The following is an 18008-nucleotide window of genomic DNA, read 5'->3' on the forward strand; positions in this document are numbered from 1 at the left end:
GATTCGCTTCTGCTTAGCCACGCGATCGAGGTAATTGGTCGCAGGCATCATCACGCCAGGAAAAGGGCCGCGTCAAGCATGCATCCGTCGTTCGCTGTGGAAAATGTCCAAGACCGCAACCTCCTGCAATCGGATTAAAGTCGCAAATACCCCCATGATGGCCAGTAAACCCCAAATATGTTGGAAATCCAAGGGTTTGCGCCCTAATTGGTCGCGCCTCTAGTGCCCCTCTGCACGCGGAAAAGGTTGAGTTCACGTAAACTCACCCCCTAGGAATTCGTCCATATCAAGTGACAGGGAGTTCATCCGAAACGATGAATATGCTGCAAGCGGCGGCGCCGGCGGGGGCGAAGACGGAAGCGGAGTCGCCATTCGCCGATTTTGACGAGGTCATACGCTTGTACCAGCAGAGGGTGTACCGCCTTGTGCTGGCGCAGACGGGGGAGCCTGACTTGGCGGAAGAGCTTACGCAGGAATGCTTTATCCGCGCTTTCCAGAAGCAGAAGGGCTTTCGCGGCGAGTGTCAGGTATTCACCTGGCTGGCGCGGATTGCGATCAACCTCGTCCGCGATCATTTTCGCAATCGCCGCTTTGCGCTATGGCGCAAGCTGATTCGCTTTGATGCTTCTGAGACGGAGCAGAACCAGGCCGAACAGGTGCCGGATCCGGCTTCGACGCCAGAGGAGCATCTGCTTCGGCGCGAACGCCTGGAGCGCGTATCGCAGCGCGTTCAGCGACTCACTACGCCGCAACGCGAGGCACTGTTGCTAAGTGCCGTAGAAGGAATGTCCATCGAAGAAATCTCCCAGGCCACGAACCGCCGACCTGGGACAGTGAAGTCCCACTTGCACCGCGCGATGATGAATATGCGCACTTGGCGGGAAGGAGAATAGCAGTGATTTCCATTCACCTCAGCGACGAAGAGCTTACCGCGGCAGCAACCGGCGAACGGAATCCGCGGACTGCGGGTCACCTGGAGATATGTTCGGAGTGTTGGGAGCAGATGTCTATCTATCGCGAGAAGCTCGCGAGCCTCAAACAGGACGTTTGCTACAGCGGAGGCCGCTCTGCCCTTGATTGGGGACGGCAGTCGCGCAGCATTCAGCAGCGAATTCTAGAAGCCCAGATCAAAAAGACCGCCGGGCGGAATATCGGTTTTGCGCTGGCGACTTCAGCGCTTGCGCTGATTCTCGTAATCTTCCTGGTTTTGAATTTCAGGAGCGCCCCAGCAACAGACTCAGCATCTGCGAAGCCCACGATTTCGGACGCAGCATTGATTAGCGACATTGAAGCCCGGCTCGATCAGGATTTGCCAGAGGCGCTGCAACCCGCCAGCCTGCTGGTGGGCGAGATGGGCGGCCTCGACGAAGGTACGACTCACAGCACTTCTCACGCACGCACAAGGACCCAACAATGAAAAAACTGTCTTACTTTTTAAGCCTGGTTTTGCTAACGGCTGCAATTGCTGTCGCTCAGACGGAAAATCCAGGACCACCCGATAAGGGCGTCCGCGAACACAAAATGGGGATGATGGGCATGGGCGGTATGCCTGGCATGCCGGCCTTGGGACATGATTGGTGGCGCAATTCCGAGATTGCGCAGGCTATTAATCTCACCGACCCGCAAAAGCAGCAGCTCAATCAGATCTTCGCCAACCATCGCACGAAGTTGATTCAGGCTCGGGGTGACGTCGAGATCGAAGAAGGAAAGCTGAGCGACCTTTTAGAGCAAGATCAGCCAGATCAGGGAGCCGTGCTTCAGCAGCTTTCAATCCTTCAGCAAAAACGCAATGCAATGGAAAACGAATTTACCGTGATGTCGCTCGCGTTCCGCGGTGTTCTCCAGCCTGACCAGTGGAAAAAATTGCAAGCCGTGACAAAGGAAAGAATGCAGAAGATGTTCTTCAAGCACCATGAAGGCGAGCCGGGACCAATGCCGCCGCCACCGCAATAGACCAAGTTTGCACTGCCCCTTGGCCCTGCCTCGCAAGCAGGGCCGTTTTTATTGTCGAATACAAACAGCGCGGCGCTACGTTTGTCGAAACTGTCATTCAATCCAATCCATAGACCTCGTCACGGCTTTTTTCCAATTGCTGTAGAGGTTTTCGCGAGTGCTGGAGTCCATCTGCGGATTCCAGCGGCGGTCGATGGACCAGGTGGCGCGAAGTTCGTCAAGATCTTTAAAGAATCCGACCGCGAGTCCTGCGGCGAAGGCCGCACCCAGGGCGGTTGTCTCCCTTACGCGGGGCAATACGATCTCGCGATTCAGGATATCGGCCTGGAATTGCATGAGCAGGTCGTTCGCCACCATGCCTCCATCCACCCGCACAGTGTCGACCAGCTTTCCGCTGTCCTGTTCCATGGCTTCTACGACTTCGCGAGTCTGAAAGGCAGTAGCCTCGAGTACTGCGCGCGCAAGGTGACTCTTGTTGGCGTAGCGCGTGAGCCCGGCGATTACGCCGCGGGCGTTTGCTTTCCAGTAGGGAGCAAACAGACCGGAGAAGGCGGGTACAAAGTAGACTCCGCCGTTGTCGTTTACGGTGCGCGCAAGGGTTTCGATATCGGCGCTGGACTGGATCAGCCCCAGGTTGTCACGCATCCACTGCACCAGAGCGCCTGTAATCGCCACGCTGCCTTCGAGGGCGTATCGTGGCGGTTCCTTCCCCAATTGGTACGCAATGGTAGTGAGCAGCCCGTGCTTGGACAATACGGGTTCTGTGCCGGTGTTCAGGAGCAAGAAGCATCCGGTGCCGTAGGTATTTTTTGCCTCGCCGCGACGAAAGCAGGTTTGGCCGACGAGCGCCGCCTGCTGATCGCCGAGAACTCCGGCCAGCGGGACTCCGTCGAGGACCTTGAAGCACACTGTGCCGTACTGTTTCGAACTGGGACAAATCTGCGGCAGGATTTGCCGAGGGATATCGAACGTCTGAAGGAGTTCGTCATCCCACGCACACGTACGCAGATTCAGCAGTTGCGTGCGGCTGCCGTTCGTGACATCCGTGATGTGTGTGCCCCCGTGAGCTCCGCCGGTCAGGCGCCATGCCAGAAATGTGTCCACGGTGCCGAACAGAATGTCCCCTGATGCAGCCCTGCTACGCAGGCCTGCGACATTGTCGAGCAGCCACCGTATTTTCAGGCTGCTGAAGTAGGTTGAGAGCGGCAATCCCGTTTTACGCCGGACCGAATCCTCGCTGGCGGCGAACTGAGCGAGATATTGCTCCGTGCGCGTGTCCTGCCAAACAATCGCGTTCGCTACGGGAGCGCCCGTCTTGCGGTCCCACAGCACGGTGGTCTCACGCTGATTGGTAATTCCGATTCCAGCGAAGTCCTTGGCGCGCAGTGCGCGTTCGGCCATGGCTTCTTCGATCACCTGCAAAGTGCGGCGCCAGATTTCTTCAGCGTCGTGTTCGACCCACCCTGGCCGGGGGTAGATCTGTTCGTGCTCTTTCTGCGCCGAGGCAACGATGCGTCCGGAGCGGTCGAAGACAATGAAACGGGTGCTCGTCGTGCCCTGGTCGATGGCACCGATGTAGTTGGACATAGTGGGACAGAATACAACCAGGATTAAGGACCGACTCAGGCTGAGTTGGCGGGAGGAGCCTAATTTCCTTCTTGGCCGAATCGCTGCAGCAGTCCCAGTGGGGCGGGCACAACGGCTCCACGCGGCCTTTTGTAAAAGGCCCAGAGAAGCGAAGGCTGGACATACTTCACCGGCTTAGCAGAATCGAGAGGGCGCGATCCAACCATTACCAGAGCTTCGAATCTGGTGCCATTCGTAAATTCAATATTGGCCTGTGCGCAAAGCGGAATGGAGTCGCTGTACCTGCGACGAGTGCGGCAGTCATTCACTTCCCACCGCAATCGGGAGTAAGCACCCGCCGCTCGTGGGATCCAATATCCAGCCGATTGATGAGGGAGCGAGGAATCGAGCATCGAAACCGGCGCACTCTTTGCGTAATTGATGATCTCCCTTTCGTCGGCAGAACGGTCCCTCGGGGTTATCTCAAAGGCGATTCCAGAGGCGTTGTTTTCAGGGAGGGGAGATGCCGCAGGAGTTGGCGGAGGAGCGCTGGCGTAAGTTGGAGCTGCGGCGCTTGCCTCTGCGGCACTCGACTGACCACTGGCCTGACGCAGCATGAATATACCGACGGCAATCCCCACTACGGTAAGCGCCAGAAGTGTTTGATCGCGACTCACAGGGATGATTATTGTGCTGTTGCTCGGAGTGACGGAAGTTACTAACGGGAATCGTCGAGTATGGCCGGTACCTCTATGGGAACCTGAACCTTGGGGTATTCATTTTAGTGAAATACCGGCCAATTTTCGGATGTTCGCGGACCTGTCCGCCCGCGGGTGCTCCATATTTTTTAGGGGTGTAACTTTCTTGTTACAGGCAAAATCGCGCCGGAGCAGCGCTGAACAAAGTGGCTCGCACGGCGCTCGCTTAATCAGCTTGAGCCGTTGCGACTGCGCCTCCGGAACGTTCTTTCTGCTCGTCGATCGACGCCAGCATCGCCTCATCCTCAGAAAACTTGAACCATGCAACGCCTCTGGCACGAGCTTGTTCTTCTTCCGCTTTCGCCAGGTGCTCGAGGTCTGACTTGCCGACAACGCGAACGCCCTTCGATTCAATCGCCCGCTTGATCTCAGCGGGAGTGGCCGATACCTTTTCGGGAACGCCTTCCAGGTATTTGAGGACGTGTACTGCGCCGACCTCCGCGTCATGTCGTGCGATGCCGACTAATCCTTCGCTGGCTTTGCGTGCCCAACCTACGACGTAAATGCCTTCCATCGCGCAGCTCCGCTCCTGGTCATAAACCTCGTAAGCAGCGCGGTGTGGATCAGTAGTATCGGGATTGATGAGATATCCTTCAGGTCCACAGGGCAGGCCAACACCAGGATCTGCGGCATCTCCGATAGCGAAAATCATCGTGTCCACATCGAGATCTGCAGTTTGTTCGGTAGCCTTGCAGGCCATGTTGCCATCGCGCTGAACTAAGATGTTCTCGGTTATCCGGAGTCGGTCGATTCGACCATTCGCGTTGGTATGGATCGAGGATGGTGAGCTCAGGAAGCGAAACAGCAGTCGACTTGATCCTGGAGGGTCGGCATATTGTTTTGCCAAAATGGGAAACGTCTCTTCAGCAACTTTGTTGATGTCCTGACCTACGGCTTCCAGTTGAGGCTGAATTCGAAGCAACTCCTGCCGGAAGGCTTCGCGGTCGAGATATTTATCTACAAATGCGAACTCTTTCTGGTCGAACTTCGCTTCGAAGGGCCCTCGCCGCGCTACGATGATCGCCTCATCCGGTTTCTCGGGTGCGTCGACAAGAAACCAATGGGCAAGATCGATGGCTACATTTCCCATGCCGATCACCGCGACGCGTTTTCCGGTCGAGAAGTCCTGTGACGCAAATGGGGGTAGCTGGTTGTAGTAGTAGACGAAGTCTTTGGCAGAATACACGCCGCGCGCAGAACTGCCCTCAAGCCCCAGCTTTTTCGTTCCCTGCGCACCTACCGCAAAAACTATCGCCGAGGGATTGAACTGGCGGAGCTCATCGATGCAGAGGCACCCGTGCTCGGCAACACAAACATGCCCGAGGTAGTGCACATTGGGCAGAGCCAGCACTTTGGCAAACTGCTTGCGCAGCCCAACTTTCATCTTGTCTTTGGTGGGATAAATTCCGTATTCGGCCAAGCCGCCGGGTTTGATGTCGCGGTTGAGGATTACAACCTGATGCCCAGCTTGCGCAATTTTTTGTGCCGCGAAGAGTCCTGCCGGTCCCGCGCCTACGACGAATACCGTCTTCATTCGTGGGTTTTCCTTGGTCAGCCTACCCGTTGGTTCGTAAGAACGTGCTTTGACGGTATTGTCACCGATCTCGACTGCGTTTTTCCAGCGAGACGCTTCGCAAATTATCTACGTTCCATCGCCAGCCGCAGCCCAAAAACCACCAAAACCGCGCCGGTAAATGCCTCAAGTTTGCGTCTCACCGAAGGTCGGGTGAGCACCGCGCTCATTCGGTCCAGCAACATCGCGTAACTGCAGAGCCAGGTCAATCCCATAAGAACGTGAATGCTCGCGAGGAACAGCGACTTGTGGAGCACGTTCTCTCCCGGTGCGATGAACTGCGGCAGGAAAGTCAGATAGAAAACGGCAACTTTTGGGTTCAGGAGGTTGGTAAACAATCCCTCGACGAAGCTAACCCAGACTCCACGGCGTTCCTTAACTGCGAAGGCGATTCCATGCTCGACACCATAAGGCGTCCGCGCTGCCCACAGAGCTCGAGCTCCGATGTAGACCAGATATCCGGCGCCAATGAGCTTTACCCACTCATAGACGCGAGGGGATTCACGAAGTACAACTGACAACCCCAACGCAGATGCGGTTGCGTGGCATAGGCAGCCTAAACAGATACCGAAGGTCGTAAAGAATGCAGCAGTACGCCCGCGCGCGATTGCGTTTTTGGTGACTAGCCCGGTGTCGGCTCCCGGAATGATGGTCAGCAGGGCGGCGATGCCAAGGAAGGCTAAGAAGCGAGAATCCATTCAGGTTTTTCTCGACTACCCGACAGTGGATGGTCAGAAAAGCGCTGGAGCTTCTTTAATTGTTTGTGGAACGCATTGCCGCGATATCAGCTCTGTTTAGGTTTCCACGTGTCGAGGAACCTTACGATCACTTGAGGATCGGTACTCCGCGCCGACTCGAATTCGCCGGTGGTGTACAGTGTGTGGCCCTTGGTGTCGAGGACAGCCAGCGAGGGTATGCCTTTCTCGATCGGTATGTTGTACTTCTTCACAAGATCTTCGTTCTTGTCGTTGCGGCCGATGTCCACGTGCACGACGTGGTAGTTCTTGTCCAGGATCGGCTGAATCCCCGTCTGGTGGAAGCGGTAATCCAGGGCAAAGCAGTCAAAGCACCAATTGGCGCCGAAGACCAGCAGCACGTGCTTGTGGTCCTTAGCAGCCGCCGCAAGCGCTTCGGCGATCTCCTTCTTTGCATCGGCATTCTCGGGATAGAGCTCCCGCAACTTTGACGACACTTGGTCGTTGCTAAAGGGCTGGGACTGCTGTGCCGCGGCCAAACTGGAAACGAGAAGCAGAAGAACGCCGGCAATTCGAGTTATGGGCATGCGAACAATATAGATGCAGAGAGGCGGCAATAAGCAACAGGTGAGACGCAATAGGCAAAACCGATTGTGCTCTTACCCTAGCGCCTGCTGCATGTCGCCTGTTGCCCTATACTAACTTGTTCCCCATCAACAGCGATTTTCATCTGTTGTGGCGACTGAAATGAGCAGCAGCACGTCTACACCAGCGAATAAGGTTTGGAGTCTTAGGTTCAAGGCTTTGCCTGCCTTTCGTAGCGGGGAGCTTTGGTACTACTTCGGACCAGCATTCGTTGCTAGCGTCGCGTACATCGATCCAGGAAACTTCGCCACCAACATCGAAGGCGGGACGCGATTTGGGTATTCGCTGCTTTGGGTATTGCTGTGGTCGAACGCCATGGCGATTCTGATTCAGTACCTATCGGCAAAACTTGGCATCGCCACCGGACGAACGCTTCCCCAGAACTGTCGGGACAATTTCTCTTGGGGAATGAATCTGTTTCTGTGGGTTGCGGCTGAGCTGGCGGCGCTAGCCACTGACCTGGCTGAATTCCTAGGAGCTGCGCTGGGATTTTACCTCCTCGTCGGACCTTGGCTGCTGGCGCATGGCCTGGAAAAATCTACTGTTCTGATGGTTGCGGCACTTGCAACCGCGGTTCTCGTCTTCCTGATACTGGCTTTAGAGCTCTATGGATTTAGGAAGCTCGAGATGGGGATCATGACATTCGTCTTTGGCATAGCCGCCTGTTACGCCATCGAGATCTTCCTGGCAAAACCAAATTGGGCACAGGTGGGCTATCACATCCTTGTGCCGCAGATCGGGTCAGAGAGCATTTACATTGCAGTGGGCATGCTGGGGGCGACGGTGATGCCGCACGTGGTGTATTTGCATTCCGCATTAGTGCAGGACCGCGCGCGCAAGGCGCTCGAAGGATGTCCGACCAGCCAGAGACTGCAGCGACTGAAGCACCTGCAGTTCGAAATCATCGATGTGTTTGCCGCGATGAACGGTGCATGGCTGATCAACACAGCGATGATCGTGATGGCTGCTGCAGTGTTCTTTACGCATGGCCAGCATGTAACCTCCATCGAAGACGCGCACCAGACACTCGCCCCGCTCTTGGGTGGAGTCTCGGCCATGGCGTTTGCTTTGGCTTTGTTGCTCTCCGGGCTCTCGTCATCAACCGTAGGAACGATGGCAGGTCAGGTAATCATCGAAGGCTTTCTGAACATTCGCTTCAGCGTCTTCCTGCGCCGGCTGATCACGATGATCCCCGCGCTGATTGTGATTGCCATGAAGCTCGATCCGCTGAAGATCCTGGTGCTCTCGCAAGTGGGGCTAAGTTTCGCGTTGCCGTTTGCGCTGGTGCCGCTGATCCTACTCACGCGGCGCACGAAGGTTATGGGAGAGCTGGCAAACGGCCGCAGCACAAATGTGCTGGCCTATGCGACCGTCACGGTGATCATTGGGTTGAACCTGCTGCTGATTTATCAGTCGTTCGGTGGAAAGTTTTGAAGAAAGCTTCGAAGCTGCGCAGCTTTGAAGCTTCGTAGCTTCTCTTGGAACATCTAATTGCTAGGTGGTAATCATGAATTCATTTGGCGCGCGCGCAACTCTGCGCGTTGGCGATCGGCAGTACGAGATTTACCGGATCAACGTTCTCGATAAACAGTGCGGATCGACGCAGCACCTTCCATATTCTCTGCGCGTATTGCTGGAGAACCTGCTGCGTACAGAAAACGGCAAGTCAGTCACGCAAGATGACATTCGCTTTCTCGCGCAGTGGCAAGCGACGGCTGCGCCTTCGCGAGAAATCGCCTTCACTCCTGCCCGCGTGTTGATGCAGGATTTTACCGGCGTGCCTGCAGTTGTTGATCTGGCTGCGATGCGCGATGCAATGAAGAGGCTTGGGGGCAATCCAAACGCGATCAATCCCTTGCAGCCTGCTGAATTGGTGATTGACCACTCTGTGCAGGTGGACGAATTCGGAACTCCCAACGCTTTCCATACGAATGCGCTTCTTGAGTTCGAACGCAACCGTGAGCGCTATGCCTTTCTCCGCTGGGGACAGACAGCGTTCAACAATTTCTCCGTAGTTCCGCCCGATATGGGAATTGTCCACCAGATCAACCTGGAATACCTGGCGCGCGTCATCTTTTCGCAAGTCGTTGATGGAGTCCAGCAGGCTTATCCTGACACTCTGGTTGGCACCGATTCGCATACCACGATGGTGAACGGTCTGGGAGTGCTCGGCTGGGGAGTAGGCGGAATTGAGGCAGAGGCGGCGATGTTGGGTCAGCCAGTATCGATGCTCTTACCGCAGGTCGTCGGGTTCAAACTCATCGGCAAACTCAAGGAAGGCTCGACCGCTACGGATCTAGTCCTCACGGTCACCCAGATGCTGCGCAAGACCGGCGTTGTCGGAAAGTTCGTGGAGTTCTTCGGCGAGGGCCTATCAGAGCTGCCTCTCGCCGATCGCGCGACGATCGCAAACATGGCGCCTGAGTACGGCGCAACTTGCGGTATTTTCCCGGTTGACGGAGAAACACTCCGTTACCTGCGCATGACCGGGCGCAGCGATGAGCAAATCGCGCTGGTCGAGGCTTACTGCAAAGAACAGGGCTTGTTCCATACCAAAGGGTCACCGCAGGCCACCTATTCCGAAGTCGTGGAGCTTGATCTCTCGACCGTTGAGCCCAGCGTCGCCGGACCCCGCCGTCCCCAAGATCGCGTTCGCCTCTCGCAAGCGGCGGAGAATTTCAAGCATGAGTTGCCGTCATTGCTGGGACCGGCAGTTGCAAGAGCTGCGGCAAGGCAAGTAATGCGGTGGGAAGGTGAAGGCGGCAATCCGACAGCAACCGGCTCTGAAGGCACTAAGCCAGATGTGGCGGAGCCGGTTGCGGCAAAGCACCACGTCGATGTCAGCAAATATCTTGACCATGGCTCCGTCGTCATCGCTGCCATCACGAGCTGCACGAATACTTCAAACCCCTACGTGATGATGGCGGCCGGAATCCTGGCGAAGAATGCGGTCGAGCGTGGTCTCTCGACGCCGCCCTGGGTGAAGACGTCGGTTGCTCCCGGATCGCGCGTCGTGACCGAGTATTACAAGAAGGCTGGGCTGATGGAGTTCCTCGACCGTCTCCGCTTCAGCATCGCCGGATATGGATGCACAACCTGCATCGGCAATTCCGGCCCGCTGCCTGCAGATGTGTCCAAAGCCATCGACGATCATCAGCTCGTGGTTGTCTCGGTGCTTTCCGGCAATCGCAACTTCGAAGGGCGCATCAACTCTGAGGTTCGCGCTAACTACCTGATGTCGCCGCCACTGGTCGTGGCATACGCGCTGGCCGGACGCATCGACCACGATCTGCTCACCGAGCCTCTTGGTAAAGACCATCAGGGGAAGGAAGTTTATCTTCGTGATATCTGGCCGAGCCAGAAAGAAGTCGATGAAGTTGTGCGCAAATGCATAGACTCCTCTATGTTTCGCGACAACTACGCAAGTATCGCCGAGGGCGACGAGCACTGGAAGAGGCTGAAAGTCCCGAAAGGGGACACGTACGCGTGGGAGAAAGACTCAACCTATATCAAGAAAGCTCCATACTTCGACGACATGCCGGTAAATCCGCCTCCGGTGAAAGACATTGTCGGAGCGCGCGTGCTGGCATGGCTGGGCGACAGCGTGACCACTGACCACATCTCGCCAGCCGGCTCGATTAAGCAGAACAGCCCTGCCGGCAGGTATCTGATTGAGCATGGCGTGAAGCCGCACGACTTCAACTCCTATGGTTCCCGGCGCGGGAATCATGAAGTGATGGTTCGCGGAACCTTCGCCAACGTTCGGCTTCGCAACAAGCTCGCCCCCGGCACCGAGGGCGGAGTCACGCGCTATCTGCCGACGAATGAGGTGATGTCAATCTTCGATGCCTCGATGAAGTACCAGGACGACGGAGTGCCACTCATCATTCTCGCCGGAAAAGAGTACGGATCGGGATCGTCGCGCGACTGGGCCGCCAAAGGACCAAAATTGCTCGGTGTTCATGCGGTCATTGCGCAGAGCTACGAGCGCATTCACCGCTCGAACCTGGTAGGAATGGGAATTCTCCCGCTGCAGCTCCTGTCCGAAGAGGATCCCGAGGCGCTTGGTCTTACTGGGGAAGAGATGTACGCGATAACAGGGTTGCGCGAGCTACTCGATTCGAAGTTCGCTTCGGGACGTCATGTGAGCGTGCATGCCCAACGAGGCGACGGCACGATCAAAGAATTCGAAGCTAGCGTGCGCATCGATACGCCGCAAGAGATTCTTTACTATCAACATGGTGGGATTTTGCAGTTTGTTCTGCGGCAATTGCTGGCAGGATGGGAGAGGCCTCACGTGGTCAGTCGTGGGATGAGTACTGTGGCTGATCCGAGTACTGGGAGCAGTATTACGTAGCAGTTCTTTGTTCTGTCATTCTGAAGGGCCGTTTTTGGGGCCGAGGAATCCCTATAGTGCCGACGAGTTTTCGTGGATCGATTGTCTCATTACGTAAAGAACAATGGAGTCGGTAGGGATTCCTCGCCGCAAAACCGCGGCCTCGGAATGACACAAAGAACGAAGAACTAGATCCCCACGCCGTATTCCGTACCGTTGAGCATCCGATCTTCGCCGGCGTGGCTGTAGCTCTCATAGGGCATGCGCTTCGCTAGACGCTGCTTGCGAAGTTCGTTTCCAAGATAGAGCGCCCCGGCGATGACGCCGAGTCCGATGCCTGTCCACATGAGTATCAAGAGTGGGCGACGGATAGTGAAACTCATATCAGCGGTCCTTCCCTCCATCTTTACAGGAACTACCCTCTTCAAGAATTCCAGCCGTCTCACAAGCGCTAGAGCCATCAATAGTAGGATGCTCCGACATGCCCGACGTTTGCCGAATTTGTTCAGAGACGAGGTTACCAAAGTGAGACGTTGGGGACTAGCTCGAAAAGATGTGAAGCTATTGCACCAGCAGAGGCGCAGCATGCTGCGTTTCTACGGTCGCGGGATTAAGCGGGAAGAGAATGGCTCTCGCTGCTCGCATCTGGCGTCGCGCGAATCTCCTTCACGCGCTCACCCACGGCATATTTCAGCTTTTGGATCCCTTCACCGCTTACCGCCGAAATGGCCATCAATGGCAGCTTACGGCGCGAGCAGAAGCGTTTCAGCCTGGCCAGCTTTTCGGAATTGGCACTGTCGATCTTCGAGGCAACAACAATCATCGGCTTCTGCTCAAGCCCCGTGCCCCAGGTTTCAAGCTCATTCATGATTACCTTGAAGTCCTGCGTGGGATCGGGGCGGCCGCTCGCGTCGGAGACATCGATGAGGTGCAGAAGGAGCCGCGTACGTTCGATGTGGCGGAGAAACTGCGTTCCTAGCCCATGGCCCGAACTGGCGCCCTCTATCAAGCCAGGGATGTCGGCAACTACGTAACTGTCGTCGTCCGGAAGCTCACCGACGCTTACCACGCCTAGATTCGGCTCGAGCGTGGTGAAAGGATAGTCGGCGATCTTGGGTCGCGCAGCTGAGATGCGCGAGATCAGAGTGGACTTACCTGCATTCGGATATCCCACCAGGCCAACATCGGCCAACAGCTTCAGCTCCAGCCTGTAGTTTCGCTCTTCCCCCGGACGTCCAAGTTCGTGTTCGCGCGGAGCCTGGTGAGTGGGAGTAGCGAAATGCTGATTGCCACGTCCGCCACGTCCACCGCGCGCGATTACGAGACGCTCATCGGCACGTGAGAAATCGTGGATGCGTTCACCAGTATCCGCGTCGTACAGAATTGTTCCGACAGGAACCTTCAAGATGACATCACTTCCTTCCTGTCCCGTTCGGTTAGAGCCTTCGCCGTGCCGCCCGCGTTCAGCTTTGTATTCCGGATTGAAGCGAAAATGCACGAGCGTGTTGTGACGCTCGCTGGATTCCATGACGACGTCGCCGCCCCGTCCGCCGTCGCCGCCCGAAGGTCCCCCGCGCGGGACAAACTTCTCCCTCCGAAAGGCCATGCAGCCATTACCGCCGTCTCCGGCTTTTACGCGAATTTTGGCTTCATCGATGAACATCAGCTTCTAAGCTGTTAGCTACTAAGCTTGGATCCCCCACACGACTCGAGATTGCAGCAACATTCTTGGATCTTGGTGCGCCGAAAACAAGAAGGCCCCGAAGCTCGGGGCCTTGCCTCTAAGCAATCTTCAGGGAACCCAAAAAGCCTAGGCTTCTGCGGGTTCCACGTGCACGAAACGGCCCAAGTTGCCGCGATCGACAAATCGAATCACACCATTGACCTTCGCGAAGAGCGTGTCGTCTTTGCCGCGACCAACGTTCTTGCCGGGTTTCAGACGCGTGCCCCGCTGGCGGACGATGATCGAGCCACCGCTCACAAGCTGTCCGCCGAAGGCTTTTACTCCAAGCCGCTGGGCATTCGAGTCACGTCCATTTTTGGAACTACCTAACCCTTTTTTGTGTGCCATATCTTTGAGTATCCTTAACTGCTTGTTCGGGCTCTGATTTAAGCTGCGCGACCTCGAAGCTTCGCAGCTCCGAAAGCTACTACTTCTTTTTCTGCGCGGCGCGAGCGGTGCCCTTATCCGTGCGCTTCTTGCTGCTCTTGGACGCCTTGCCTTCGGCTCCAGTGCGGGCCTTCTTACCTGCCTTCTGCTCCGTCTGCTTGCTAGCCATCTCTTTCTTCTCCTTTTTCGGCTTGGATGCCGGCAGGTCAGGAGCGGTAAACTTCTGTCCGTCGAAAGAAATTTCGGTAATGCGGACGGCGGTGTAGGGCTGGCGATGTCCCTGGAGCTTCTTATACTGCTTCTTGCGCTTGAAATGGAAGACCAGGATCTTGTCGCCGCGGCCTTCCTCTACTACGCTACCAACGACGCGGGCACCGCTCTGCGGCTTCACGATGGTTCCAGGCTCGCCGGAAACCGCGAGCACATCGGTAAACTCGATATTGCCGTTCTCAGCCGGCTTCTGGTCAACTTTGATTACGTCTCCGGGTGCGACGCGAAACTGCCTTCCCCCGGCGCGGATCACCGCGTACATAGGCTTTTCCTTCTTTGTAGAAGTTGCTTGCTGATTCCTACCAGCCGCTCAGAAGGCGACCGCAATCCTCAGACGAGGACGACGAGGACAGACAAACTCAATAATTTTAACGTGTTGCATCCAATGCGGTCAATTCCGCACGGGATCGCTGAGGAGCTCCAGCAATCGGGTGATCGGGCGACGTAAAACCGATCTGCCAACACTCTATATCTGAGCAGCCCGGGTTTCGATCAGACCTCGAACGCGCGCGGTGAAATCGTCAACCTTCATCTTGCCTTCATCACCCTTGCCCCGAACCCGAACGCTCACTTCTCCCGCTTCAGCTTCCTTATCTCCCACCACGAGCAGGAACGGCACCTTCTGCAACGTGTGTTCGCGGATCTTGGCATTCATCTTTTCGTTCCTGGCATCTACGTGGACGCGTACTCCGGCGGCTTTTAACTTCTCGGCCACCTGTTCCGCATACGCAGCGTGGCGCTCGGAGATTGGGACCATTACTGTCTGCGTTGGTGAGAGCCATACCGGGAAGTTGCCGGCATAGTGTTCGATCAGCACGCCGAAAAAGCGCTCGATCGATCCGTAGAGTGCGCGGTGCACCATTAGCGGCTGCTTGCGCGAGCCGTCTTCAGCCACGTATTCGAGCTTGAAGCGCTCGGGAAGCGTGAAGTCAAATTGAACGGTCGAGAGTTGCCACAGCCGGCCAATCGCGTCCACTAGCTTCACATCGATTTTTGGACCGTAAAACGCCGCCTCGCCAGCAATCGTTTTGTAAGGAATGTTGCGGCGCTGCATTGCTTTTTCCAGCGAGGCAATGGCTTGCTCCCAGTTCTCTTTGGATCCGATGTATTTGCTGGTGTCATTGGGGTCCCAGATTGAGAGTTCGACTTCGTACTTCTCGAAGCCATAGGTATTGAGCACGGTAAGGGCAAAATCGATGCAGCTGACGATCTCGTCTTCGATTTGCTCAGGCGTGCAAAAAATATGGGCATCGTCCTGAGTAAAACCACGCACGCGCAGCAGGCCGTGCATAACTCCCGAACGCTCGTAGCGATAAACCGTGCCAAGTTCGCCGAGACGCACTGGCAGGTCGCGATAGGAACGGAGCGTGTTCTGGTAGATGAGGATGTGCCCGGGACAGTTCATTGGCTTGAGCTGGTACTCGGCATCGTCGAGTTCCATGGGTGTGAACATGTTCTGCGCGTAATAGCCCGTGTGGCCGCTGGTCTTCCACAGATCCGTGCGCATTACGTGCGGCGTGAAGACCAGCGAGTATCCGCGCTTCAGATACTCTGAGCGCAGCCAGTCTTCCATCTCCTTGCGAATGATTCCGCCTTTGGGATGCCAGAAGATCAGGCCTGGTCCTGCCAATTCCTGGATGGAGAAGAGATCGAGCTGCTGTCCCAGCACGCGATGATCGCGTTTCTTCGCCTCCTCGATCGCCTTGAGATACTGCTCGAGGTCCTTCTTCGAGTAAAACGAAGTCCCATAAATCCGTTGGAGCTGCGGGTTCTTCTCGTCATTCAGCCAGTAGGCGCCGGCGAGGTTCAGGAGTTTGAAGGCCTTGATTCGTCCCGTACTAGGAATGTGAGGTCCCCGGCAGAAGTCGACGAACTTGCCGTTGCGATAGAAAGAAACCTGGTTTTCACCTTCAGTGTGCTTCTGAATGAAGTGCACCTTCATCCAATCGTTTTCAGACTCGTACTGACGGATCGCCTTGTCTCGCGGCACGTATTCACGGACAAACTTCTCGTCCCGATCAACAACCTCCTGCATGCGCTGCTCAATGCGCTGCAGGTCCTCGGGAGTGAACTGCGTTCGACGATAGAAGTCGTAGAAGAAGCCGGATTCAGTCGGTGGACCATGCCCAAGCTTCGTCTCGGGGAACAACTCGGTGACGGCGGTTGCCAATACGTGAGCCGAGGAATGCCGGAACACCTCAAGCGACTCGGGATCCTTCTCCGTGAGAATCCGCACTTCGGCGTTTTCTTCGATAGGCCGATTCAGATCGACGACTTTGCCGTTCACCTTGGCGGCAAGAGCGGCATCGGAGAGGCGAGGCGAGATCGACTTGGCTACATCGTATGGCGTCGTCCCACGGGGCAGTTCACGCGAGGATCCATCGGGCAGAGTGATCTTTAGAATGCTGGGTGCTTCTGCTACGTCAGGCATTGATTGAACCTGCTTGAGACGTTGTAAACATTCAGAATAACGCAAGCATTCAGGTTCTCGCCTGATGTGCGCGGCTGAACAGTTCCTAAGTCACTCCGCTTGGGCTGCGAACAATTCTAGAGGCTGACTAGGCACATCCGCCTAGTTACAGCTAAGCGAGGCTGCGGAGGACGCGGAGAGACGGGCGGCGTAGCGATGCAATCCAACGCAGCAGATGTGGCGTTTTCCCTGTTAATGCGATAACAGCGAATTTAACAGCGAATTTAACAGCGAATTTTTTTACCCGGGACAGGCGAGCAACGGATATTCCGAGTAACTCCCGGTCTGGCAATCGCTTGCAACAGTCGATCATTTTCCAGCACAGTCCGGAACAGTGAATAACAGTGAATAAGCAGTGAATTGTGCCGCATTCAATCCGTTGCTCGCCTTCAGCACTTTTTCTGAAGGGACCGTCGCACCCGGCACTCTCGTCTAAGAATTGTTTGGCTCTTGCTCACGATCCGTGGTAGCAGCGAACTATGTTCGCTGCGAGCTGCTACTTATTGTGCTGCGATACCGACAACACGTTCCCATCCGGATCCTTGAACCAGGCAACGCGGGCCTCGCCGGGGAAGGTGCAGATTCCGCTTTTATCCTGCGGCATTCCCGGATAGCGCTCGAAGACTACACCTCTGCGCACCAGTTCGGCGACGGCCGCCTCGATGTCTTCCACTTCCCATCCCAGCACGGTGAACTGTGCTGGCGTGAACTGCTTCAGCTTGCTCACCCGCAGCATGGTCCCATGCGCGTCGAAGACCAGAGCAAAGCCGTCGTCTTTCACGAAAGGAAAGCCGAGTGTCTTGGTATAGAAGGCCTTCGCTTTTTCCGGTTGAGTGGTGATGGTGAATCCGACGATTTTCGACAATCGGAAGGTCGATGCTTTCTGTGGCTTGGGAGCAGGCATCGGAAACCTCCTTGGTAGGTTGGGGAGTGTAGCACTGTCGGTACTGATTTCAATGCCGCGCGATGACTCGCGCCATTTCGCGTGGATTTTTCAAGCGGCGCTGTTGACCAGGCCCGAAGGGCCGAAAGAAGCCGAGCCCAGTGGCGTAAGTCCTGGGTGGAATCCCATTTCGATGAATTGTGGCACAGCCGCCCTCGGCTGTGGCTCTTGACTCTTGTTGCTTGGCCCTTACTCTCTCCACAGCCATCGATAATCTTCAGGGTATTTGCACAAGCCAGCATCGATCGGGTTCGTAAGGATATAGAAGCGTCTGTTGTTCATCTCCTCGTCAGATTCGATTACGTGATCAAAGGACTCATCCTGCCAAAGATGGCCGCTCCGCGCGAGCAATTTGTTGATGCTGTGAGCTGAAGGTCCTTTGATTCCGTTCATGATTTTTGCAAGACGAAAAGATTGACCGTCTTTATCTCGTAAAGGCGTGAATAACAAGTGCACATGCGTGGGCATGATCACAAAAGAGTGCATGTGAACCAGCACCATGTGATCGTGCAAGCAGTGCTGGTACGCGAGATCTCGCGCTTCAGGAGGAAGGACGAAATCTTCGTAGGTGCGGAACGTGACGAAAACCGGAGTGTCGTCTACCTGGAAGTGTGGCAGGTTTCGGCGGTACATGAAATGTACAAGACTGCCACAGGGCAGCGCACTGTGCACTGGAATCCACAGCGTGA

Annotated in this window: 17 protein-coding genes; 5 read left to right on the forward strand and 12 right to left on the reverse strand. The window is 55.9% G+C overall.

Annotated elements, in window-relative coordinates; all coding sequences use genetic code 11:
• Positions 1-314 precede the first annotated feature (314 nt).
• The 3 genes from DMG62_08255 to DMG62_08265 are packed head-to-tail and all read left to right on the forward strand — an operon-like array spanning position 315 to position 1953.
• A complete protein-coding gene (locus tag DMG62_08255) occupies positions 315-893 on the forward strand; it encodes an RNA polymerase subunit sigma-70 (protein PYY23356.1) in 579 nt (192 codons plus the stop codon).
• A 2-nt stretch (positions 894-895) separates the two neighbouring features.
• Positions 896-1417 (forward strand): hypothetical protein, encoded by a 522-nt coding sequence (locus DMG62_08260; protein ID PYY23357.1) that lies wholly within the window; start codon positions 896-898, stop codon positions 1415-1417.
• A complete protein-coding gene (locus tag DMG62_08265; GenBank protein PYY23358.1) occupies positions 1414-1953 on the forward strand; it encodes a hypothetical protein in 540 nt (179 codons plus the stop codon). The genes DMG62_08260 and DMG62_08265 overlap by 4 nt, the downstream gene beginning before the upstream one ends.
• 93 nt (positions 1954-2046) lie before the next feature.
• On the opposite strand, the gene glpK is transcribed toward DMG62_08265, so the two are convergent.
• The 5 genes from glpK to DMG62_08290 form a co-directional block, all read right to left on the reverse strand.
• Positions 2047-3540 (reverse strand): glycerol kinase, encoded by a 1494-nt coding sequence (gene glpK / locus DMG62_08270; protein PYY23359.1) that lies wholly within the window; start codon positions 3538-3540, stop codon positions 2047-2049.
• Positions 3541-3599: 59 nt separating this feature from the next.
• Positions 3600-4136 (reverse strand): hypothetical protein, encoded by a 537-nt coding sequence (locus tag DMG62_08275; GenBank protein ID PYY23360.1) that lies wholly within the window; start codon positions 4134-4136, stop codon positions 3600-3602.
• 307 nt (positions 4137-4443) lie between these two features.
• Positions 4444-5811 (reverse strand): hypothetical protein, encoded by a 1368-nt coding sequence (locus DMG62_08280; GenBank protein PYY23361.1) that lies wholly within the window; start codon positions 5809-5811, stop codon positions 4444-4446.
• A 104-nt stretch (positions 5812-5915) separates the two neighbouring features.
• Positions 5916-6548, reverse strand: a complete 633-nt coding sequence (locus tag DMG62_08285; protein PYY23362.1) for a threonine transporter RhtB — start codon at positions 6546-6548, stop codon at positions 5916-5918.
• An 86-nt stretch (positions 6549-6634) separates the two neighbouring features.
• A complete protein-coding gene (locus tag DMG62_08290; GenBank protein ID PYY23363.1) occupies positions 6635-7132 on the reverse strand; it encodes a thioredoxin family protein in 498 nt (165 codons plus the stop codon).
• A gap of 160 nt (positions 7133-7292) precedes the next feature.
• Between DMG62_08290 and DMG62_08295 the strand changes: the two genes are divergently transcribed.
• Both DMG62_08295 and acnA read left to right on the forward strand, forming a co-directional pair.
• A complete protein-coding gene (locus DMG62_08295) occupies positions 7293-8624 on the forward strand; it encodes a divalent metal cation transporter (protein PYY23364.1) in 1332 nt (443 codons plus the stop codon).
• 73 nt (positions 8625-8697) lie between these two features.
• Positions 8698-11547: an aconitate hydratase AcnA gene (acnA, locus tag DMG62_08300; GenBank protein ID PYY23365.1), complete on the forward strand. Its 2850-nt coding sequence runs from the start codon at positions 8698-8700 to the stop codon at positions 11545-11547.
• 167 nt (positions 11548-11714) lie between these two features.
• Here acnA and DMG62_08305 read toward each other — a convergent pair whose 3' ends face one another.
• From DMG62_08305 to DMG62_08335, 7 genes are all read right to left on the reverse strand, one after another.
• Positions 11715-11987 (reverse strand): hypothetical protein, encoded by a 273-nt coding sequence (locus DMG62_08305; protein PYY23366.1) that lies wholly within the window; start codon positions 11985-11987, stop codon positions 11715-11717.
• A 149-nt stretch (positions 11988-12136) separates the two neighbouring features.
• Positions 12137-13189: a GTPase ObgE gene (locus DMG62_08310; GenBank protein PYY23367.1), complete on the reverse strand. Its 1053-nt coding sequence runs from the start codon at positions 13187-13189 to the stop codon at positions 12137-12139.
• A gap of 147 nt (positions 13190-13336) precedes the next feature.
• Positions 13337-13597, reverse strand: a complete 261-nt coding sequence (locus DMG62_08315; GenBank protein ID PYY23368.1) for a 50S ribosomal protein L27 — start codon at positions 13595-13597, stop codon at positions 13337-13339.
• Positions 13598-13676: 79 nt separating this feature from the next.
• Positions 13677-14168 carry a 50S ribosomal protein L21 gene (gene rplU, locus DMG62_08320; GenBank protein ID PYY23369.1) on the reverse strand — a complete coding sequence of 164 codons (492 nt, stop codon included), beginning with the start codon at positions 14166-14168 and terminating at the stop codon, positions 13677-13679.
• 204 nt (positions 14169-14372) lie between these two features.
• On the reverse strand, positions 14373-16337 hold the full coding sequence (locus DMG62_08325) for a threonine--tRNA ligase (GenBank protein PYY23370.1): 1965 nt from the start codon (positions 16335-16337) through the stop codon (positions 14373-14375).
• 535 nt (positions 16338-16872) lie between these two features.
• Complete coding sequence (locus DMG62_08330) at positions 16873-17280, reverse strand: glyoxalase (protein PYY23371.1); 408 nt, start codon at positions 17278-17280, stop codon at positions 16873-16875.
• A 228-nt stretch (positions 17281-17508) separates the two neighbouring features.
• Complete coding sequence (locus DMG62_08335) at positions 17509-17952, reverse strand: transposase (protein ID PYY23372.1); 444 nt, start codon at positions 17950-17952, stop codon at positions 17509-17511.
• Positions 17953-18008 lie beyond the last annotated feature (56 nt).

The sequence above is a fragment of the Acidobacteriota bacterium genome (genome assembly GCA_003225175.1).
Taxonomy (GTDB): Bacteria; Acidobacteriota; Terriglobia; order Terriglobales; family Acidobacteriaceae; genus Gp1-AA112.